This is a genomic window from Nocardiopsis sp. NPDC006139, assembly GCF_040614155.1.
In the GTDB taxonomy this organism is placed as follows: Bacteria; Actinomycetota; Actinomycetes; order Streptosporangiales; family Streptosporangiaceae; genus Nocardiopsis; species Nocardiopsis changdeensis.
On the sequence record NZ_JBEXTT010000041.1, the window covers coordinates 21298 to 27422 of the forward strand.

Sequence of the window (6125 nt, forward strand, 5' to 3'; positions counted from 1 at the left end):
CCGTGACGCCCCCCGCGCGTCCGCACCCGGCCGGGCCCCGGACGCGGGAGGGGCGGCGCTCCGGCGCGCCGCCCCTCACACCTCACCCGTACCGGGTCAGTCGTCGTCCTCGCCCTCGAACGCGAAGGGGGTCGCGGTGAGCGTGATCTCGGTGCCCTCGGGCGCCCTGCCGGTGTGCGACTGCTCCGCGACGATCCGGCCGCCCAGGATGCGCTCCACCTTCACCTTGAACCCGGCCTCCTCCAGCTCCTCCTTGGCGTCGCGGACGTTCATGCCCACGACGTTGGGGATGTCCACCCCCGGCGGACCGGTGGAGACGGTCAGCTCGACCACGCTGCCCGCGCTCAGGGTGGCGCCGGTGTCGGGGTTCTGGCTGATCACCAGGCCCTCGTCGACGCTGTCGCTCTCGACCTCGACGATGTTCACCGTCAGGCCCAGTTCCGTCAGCGTCCGCTCGGCGTCCTCGGCCTTCTGCCCGGCCACCGGCGGGACGTCGATGCCGCGGCTCACCTCGAAGGTGACGGTCGACTCCCGGTCGGCGACCTGCCCGGGCTCCGGGTCGGTGGAGATGACCTGGCCCGGCGGGACGTCCTCGGCGTCGACGACGTTCTGCTCCAGGTTCTCCGGGGCGAACCCCAGCTCCTCCATCTCCTTGAGCGCGTTGGAGATGTCCTCGCCCTTGAAGTCCGGCATCTCGACCTCGCGCGGCCCCTTGGACAGGCTGATGGTCACCTCGTCGCCGGGGGAGAGCCGCTCGCCGGCCTCGGGGTCCACCGCGCCGACGGTTCCCGCCGCCTCGTCGCTGTAGACGGCCTCGTCGGCCACCAGGCACTTCAGCCCCGCGTCGCGCACCGCGGCGCAGGCGGCCTCCTGCTCGGCGCCGACGACCTCGGGCACCTCCTCGAACCGCCCGACCAGGAACCACCACCCGGCGACGAACACGATCAGGGCCAGGGCCGCGGCGCCCGCGCCCAGCAGCACCCCGCGGCGCCGGCCCGGGGGGCCGTCCCCGGGGTAGTCGTCCGCGTAGTCGTCGTCATCGCGGTAGGGGGCGCCCGGGCCCATCTCCACGACCATGGTGGCGTTCTCGGTCCCGGGCCCGGCCCCGCCCGCGATGAGCTGCGGGGCGGTGACGGCCGCCGTCGCGGCGGCCGCCGGGGCGACCGGGGGCAGCGGGCCGCCCGTCTCCGGGGTCTGCGGCAGCCGGTGCAGCACCTCCAGCACCTTGGCCAGGAACTGCCCGGCGTTGCCCGGCCGGTAGCGGGGGTCGCGCTCGGTGGCCTTGGTGACCAGGGCGTCCACCTCCGGCGGCAGGCCCGGCAGGAAGTGCGAGGGACGCGGGACGTCCTCGTTGACGTGCTGGTAGGCGATCGCGATGGGCGTCTCGCCGGTGTGCGGCTGGCTGCCGGTGAGCAGCTCGTAGAGCATGATCCCGGCCGCGTACACGTCGGTGCGCGCGTCGGCGGTGCCCCGCTCGATCTGCTCCGGCGCCAGGTAGGCGGCGGTGCCCATGAGCGTCCCGGTGCGGGTCAGGCCCTGGGTGGACTGCTCCACCGCGCGCGCCAGGCCGAAGTCGGCGACCTTGATCCGGCCGTCCTCGGTGATGAGCACGTTCTCGGGCTTGATGTCGCGGTGCACCATGCCGGCCTGGTGGGCGGCGCCCAGCGCGGCCAGCACCGGCGCCATCACCTGGAGCGCGTCGCGGGCGGACAGCCGCCCGCGCTCCTTGAGCAGGGCGCGCAGGGTGCGCCCCGGCACGTACTCCATCGCCAGGAACACGTGCCCCCGGTCCTCGCCCTGGTCGAAGACCTGGACGACGTTGGGGTGGGAGAGCTTGGCGACGGAGTGCGCCTCGTTGATGAAGCGCTGGACGAAGGTGGGGTCCTGGGCCAGCGAAGGGTGCATGACCTTCAACGCCAGCCGGCGGTCCAGCCTCAGGTCGTGGGCGACGTAGACGGTCGCCATCCCGCCTCCGGCGATCCTGGACTCCACGAAGTAGCGTTGGTCCAGAGTGGCGCCCACGAGCGGGTCGGAAGTCGTCATGTCCACGGCGGAGTAGTGTCCTTGCTGCGGGGAGCGCGGGCTGTCGCGGTCGGTGGCGCGTACCCGACACCGGGTGTCGAACCGACACGATAGCGGAAGCCCGTCCCGGGTCTGCCCCGCGGTTCACGGCCGCGCCGCCCCTGCTCCACGGGGGGTGGGGCGTGCGGTCCTGGGTCGTCCTGGGGTGCGCCGGGCCCCGCTTCCGGGCGGTGCGCACCCCTCTTCACGGTAGGGGATGGGGGCAACGCCGCGGTGCCGCCGCACCGGTGGCCTTCCCGATGGCCCCCGGTCAGTGCTCTGACCAGCGATGACGCCGTGTGCGGCCGGGTCGGTGCGGTGCGCTCCGGCCTGAGCCGGACCGCCGGTCGGTGACCGCGTCCCCCGTGTATCTTCGTCGCTCGCCGAGCGCATTCGGTTCCGGATCGCTCGCATGATCACGGAAGGGACCCGGTCCCCACGTGTTCGAGGTCTCTTCCGGCGGGCCCCGCCTCGCCGGAGGCGGGGCCCGCGCGCATCGGGGTTCCGCTCAGTCGGCGGCCGGGGAGGAGGCGCGGGCGTGCCGCCGCACGGGGATGCGCCCCGCCAGCCGGGCGGCGCGCCCGGCGCGGACCGCGTCGCGCATCGCCCGGGCCATGAGCACCGGGTCCTCGGCGCGGGTCACCGCGCTGGCCAGCAGCACCGCGTCGCAGCCCAGCTCCATGGCCAGGGCGGCGTCGCTGGCGGTGCCGATCCCGGCGTCCACGATCACGGGGACCCCGGCCTGCTCCACGATCAGCTCCAGGCTGTGCGGGTTGCGGATGCCCAGCCCCGAGCCGATCGGCGCGGCCAGCGGCATCACCGCCGCGCAGCCGACCTGCTCCAGCCGGCGGGCCAGCACCGGGTCGTCGTTGGTGTAGGGCAGCACGGTGAACCCCTCGTCCACCAGCCGCTCGGCGGCCTCCAGCAGCTCCACCGGGTCGGGCAGCAGCGTGTGCTCGTCCGCCACGACCTCCAGCTTCACCCAGTCGGTGTCCAGCGCCTCCCGGCCCAGCCGGGCGGTGCGCACCGCGTCGGCCGCGGTGAAGCACCCGGCGGTGTTGGGCAGCGGGCGGATCCCGTTGCGCTCCAGCACGTCCCAGACCGAGCCGCGGGCGCCCGGGGTGACCCGGCGCATGGCCACGGTGGTCAGCTCGGTGCCGGAGGTGGTCAGGGCCTCCTCCAGGACCTCCAGCGAGGGCGCGCCGCCCGTGCCGGTGATGAGCCGGGACCCGAAGGAGACCCCGGCGATGACCAGGGGGTCGTCGATGTGCTCGGTCACGGTCAGCCCCCCTGGACGGCGGTGAGGACGTCGACGCGGTCGCCCGCGCCCAGCCGGGTACCGGCCCAGGCGGCGCGGCGCACCACCTCGTCGTTGACGGCGACGGCGATGCCGCCGGGGATGGCGCCGCCGTCGGCGGCGGTCAGGTCGCGCACGATCTCCTCGACCGTGGTGGTGTCGGCGGCCTCGCGGCGGTCGCCGTTGACGATCAGCTCCACAACTCTCACTTCCACGTCGTCTCGCCTGCGCGGTCGGCGGCGAACCGCTCCGCGTACTCGGGCAGGGTCCCGGTGGTCAGGGCACGGGCCATGACCTCGCCGGTGACCGGGGTCAGCAGCACCCCGTGCCGGAAGTGCCCCCCGGCCAGGTGCAGGCCGGGGACCCGGGTGGGGCCCAGCAGGGGTTCGTTGTCCGGGGAGCCGGGGCGCAGGCCCACACAGGTCTCGGTGACCTCCAGTTCGGTCACGCCGGGGACCAGCTCGCGGGCGTCCCGGAGCACCTGCCACAGCCCGCCCGCCGTCAGGGAGGTGTCGTAGCCCAGCTCCTCCTGGGTGGCGCCGATGACGATCTCGCCGTCGGCGCGCGGCACCAGGTAGACGGGGAAGCCCCGGACCAGGCCGCGCACCGTCCGCTCCACGAGGGGAGGCTCCCCGGCGGGCACCCGCGTGCGCAGCAGCTGCCCCTTGACCGGGCGCAGCGGCGGCACGACGGGCTCGGGCAGGTCGATCCGGTCGCTCCAGCACCCGGCGGCGACCACCACCTGGTCGGCGGGCAGCTCCCGGCCGTCGTCCAGGACCGCGCCCAGCCGGGCGCCCCCGGCGCCGGGCGAGCGCACGGCCGTGACACGACCGCGGACCTCCGCGGCCCCGGCGCGCTCCCCGGCCACCGCCAGGGCGCGCAGCAGCAGGCGCGGGTCCACCGAGTGGTCCCGGGGGGCGAGCACGCCGCCGCGCACCGCGGGGGCCAGCATCGGCTCCAGCCGCCGGCACTCCCGGCCGCTCAGGCGCTCGGTCTCCACCCCCAGGCGCTTCTGGAGATCGTGCAGGCGGTCCAGGACCGCCATGTCGTCGGCGTCGAAGCCGACCAGCAGTGTTCCGGTGGTGCGGTAGCCGACGCCGAGCCCGCTCGCGGCCTCCAGTTCGGCGACGAAGTCCGGGTACAGGGCGGCCGACCGGATGCCGAACTCCATGAGGGGCTCCTCGCCGAACACCGCCTCGGTGGCCGGCGTGAGCATGCCCGCCGCGACGGTGGACGCGGCCCGGGCCCCGGCCGGGTCGGTGACGGGGTCGGGTTCGACCAGGGTGACCCGGTGCCCGGCCTGTGCCGCCCGCCAGGCGGTCACGCGGCCGGCCAGGCCGCCGCCGACCACGACGACGCCGTGGCCGCCCTCCGGCCCCCCAGAGGTAGGACGAATCGTGTCGGGGCGGCGTTCGGTCTCAGGGGTGCGCACGGTGCTGCCTCCGCTCCCTTCGCCGGCATGATCCGGATCAGGTTCGTGCGGTCGGGGGCGGCAGCCCCCCTCTCAGCCGGGTCCACCCGGCTCCCGCGGGACGTCTGTGTTCGCCCCACATACTACGGCCCCCCGATCCGGGGGCCGGAGCCGGTGTCCGCGGCGTGCGTGGTGTCCGCGGGACCGGGCCTGTGGCAGATTGGTGGGGTGACATCTAGCGATACCAATCTCGACACCCTGGTCGGCGAGTGGCTGACCCTCAAGGAGGCGGCCGCGCCTCTGGGCGTGAGCCCGAACCGCATCAAGACGCTCATCCGCGAGAACCGGCTCATGGGCGTGGTCCGCGGCGGCGAACTCTCGATCCCGGCCGCCTTCGTCGACGGTGACGACCTCGTGAAGGGGCTGCCCGGCACGCTGGTCCTGCTCAGCGACGCGGGCTACTCCACGGAGGAGGCGCTGCGCTGGCTCTTCACGCCGGACGACACGCTGCCCGGGACCCCGATCCAGGCGATGCGCGAGAACCGGGGCACCGAGGTGCGCCGCCGCGCCCAGAGCCTGGCCTTCTGACGCCCCTGCCGGGGTGGGCGCGCCCGCGTCGCCCGCCCCCTTGGGCCCGCCGGGGCCAGGGCCTAGGCTGGTGGGCGTGAGGACCAGCCACGGAACCAGCCTGCGCAAGCGCCTGGACGCATCCCTTCTGTACCTGTGCACCGACGCCCGCCGCGAGCGCGGCGATCTCGCCGAGTTCGCCGACGCCGCGCTGTCCGGGGGAGTGGACATCGTCCAGCTCCGGGACAAGGGCCTGGAGGCGCGCGAGGAGCTCGCGGCCCTGGAGGTGCTGCGGGAGGCGTGCGAACGCCACGGCGCCCTGCTCGCGGTCAACGACCGCGCCGACATCGCCCGCGCGGTGCGCGCCGACGTGCTCCACCTGGGGCAGCGCGACCTGCCGGTGCCCATGGCCCGCGACGTCATCGGGGCCGACCCGCTGATCGGGCGCTCCAACAACGACATCGACACCGCCCGTGCCTGTGCCGAGGAGCCGGGCAGCGACTACTTCTGCGTGGGCCCGGTCTGGGCCACGCCCACCAAGCCGGGCCGCCCGGCGGCCGGGACCGGGCTGGTGGAGCGGGCGGCCGCCCTGGGCACCGACCGCCCCTGGTTCGCGATCGGCGGCATCGACCTCGACAACGTCGACCAGGTCCTGGACGCCGGCGCCCGCCGGATCGTGGTGGTGCGCGCCGTCACCGAGGCCGAGGACCCGGCGCCCACTACAGCCGGATCGTCGACATGGCCGGCACGGGCTGGGCGGGGGGTGCCCGGTGAGGCTTCTGGATGTGT

General features: G+C 75.0%; 6 protein-coding genes and 1 riboswitch. Of the genes, 2 read left to right on the forward strand and 4 right to left on the reverse strand.

From position 1 onward, the window contains the following. Nucleotides 1–96: 96 nt before the first annotated feature. From pknB to thiO, 4 genes are all read right to left on the reverse strand, one after another. On the reverse strand, nt 97–2049 hold the full coding sequence (pknB, locus tag ABZ249_RS31600) for a Stk1 family PASTA domain-containing Ser/Thr kinase (RefSeq protein WP_355270047.1): 1953 nt from the start codon (nt 2047–2049) through the stop codon (nt 97–99). A gap of 520 nt (nt 2050–2569) precedes the next feature. After that, a complete protein-coding gene (locus tag ABZ249_RS31605) occupies nt 2570–3328 on the reverse strand; it encodes a thiazole synthase (protein WP_355270053.1) in 759 nt (252 codons plus the stop codon). Between the two features lie 14 nt (nt 3329–3342). Then, nucleotides 3343–3558, reverse strand: a complete 216-nt coding sequence (thiS, locus tag ABZ249_RS31610; protein WP_220565645.1) for a sulfur carrier protein ThiS — start codon at nt 3556–3558, stop codon at nt 3343–3345. Between the two features lie 5 nt (nt 3559–3563). After that, nucleotides 3564–4754 carry a glycine oxidase ThiO gene (gene thiO / locus ABZ249_RS31615; RefSeq protein ID WP_355270056.1) on the reverse strand — a complete coding sequence of 397 codons (1191 nt, stop codon included), beginning with the start codon at nt 4752–4754 and terminating at the stop codon, nt 3564–3566. Between the two features lie 33 nt (nt 4755–4787). Next, nucleotides 4788–4897: riboswitch (TPP riboswitch) on the reverse strand. Between the two features lie 100 nt (nt 4898–4997). On the opposite strand from thiO, the gene ABZ249_RS31620 reads away from it, so the two are divergent. Together ABZ249_RS31620 and thiE are read left to right on the forward strand one after the other, a co-directional pair. After that, nucleotides 4998–5357 carry an Rv2175c family DNA-binding protein gene (locus ABZ249_RS31620; protein ID WP_220559921.1) on the forward strand — a complete coding sequence of 120 codons (360 nt, stop codon included), beginning with the start codon at nt 4998–5000 and terminating at the stop codon, nt 5355–5357. Nucleotides 5358–5433: 76 nt separating this feature from the next. After that, a partial coding sequence (gene thiE / locus ABZ249_RS31625; protein ID WP_355270049.1) for a thiamine phosphate synthase occupies nt 5434–6125 on the forward strand: 692 nt, incomplete at its 3' end.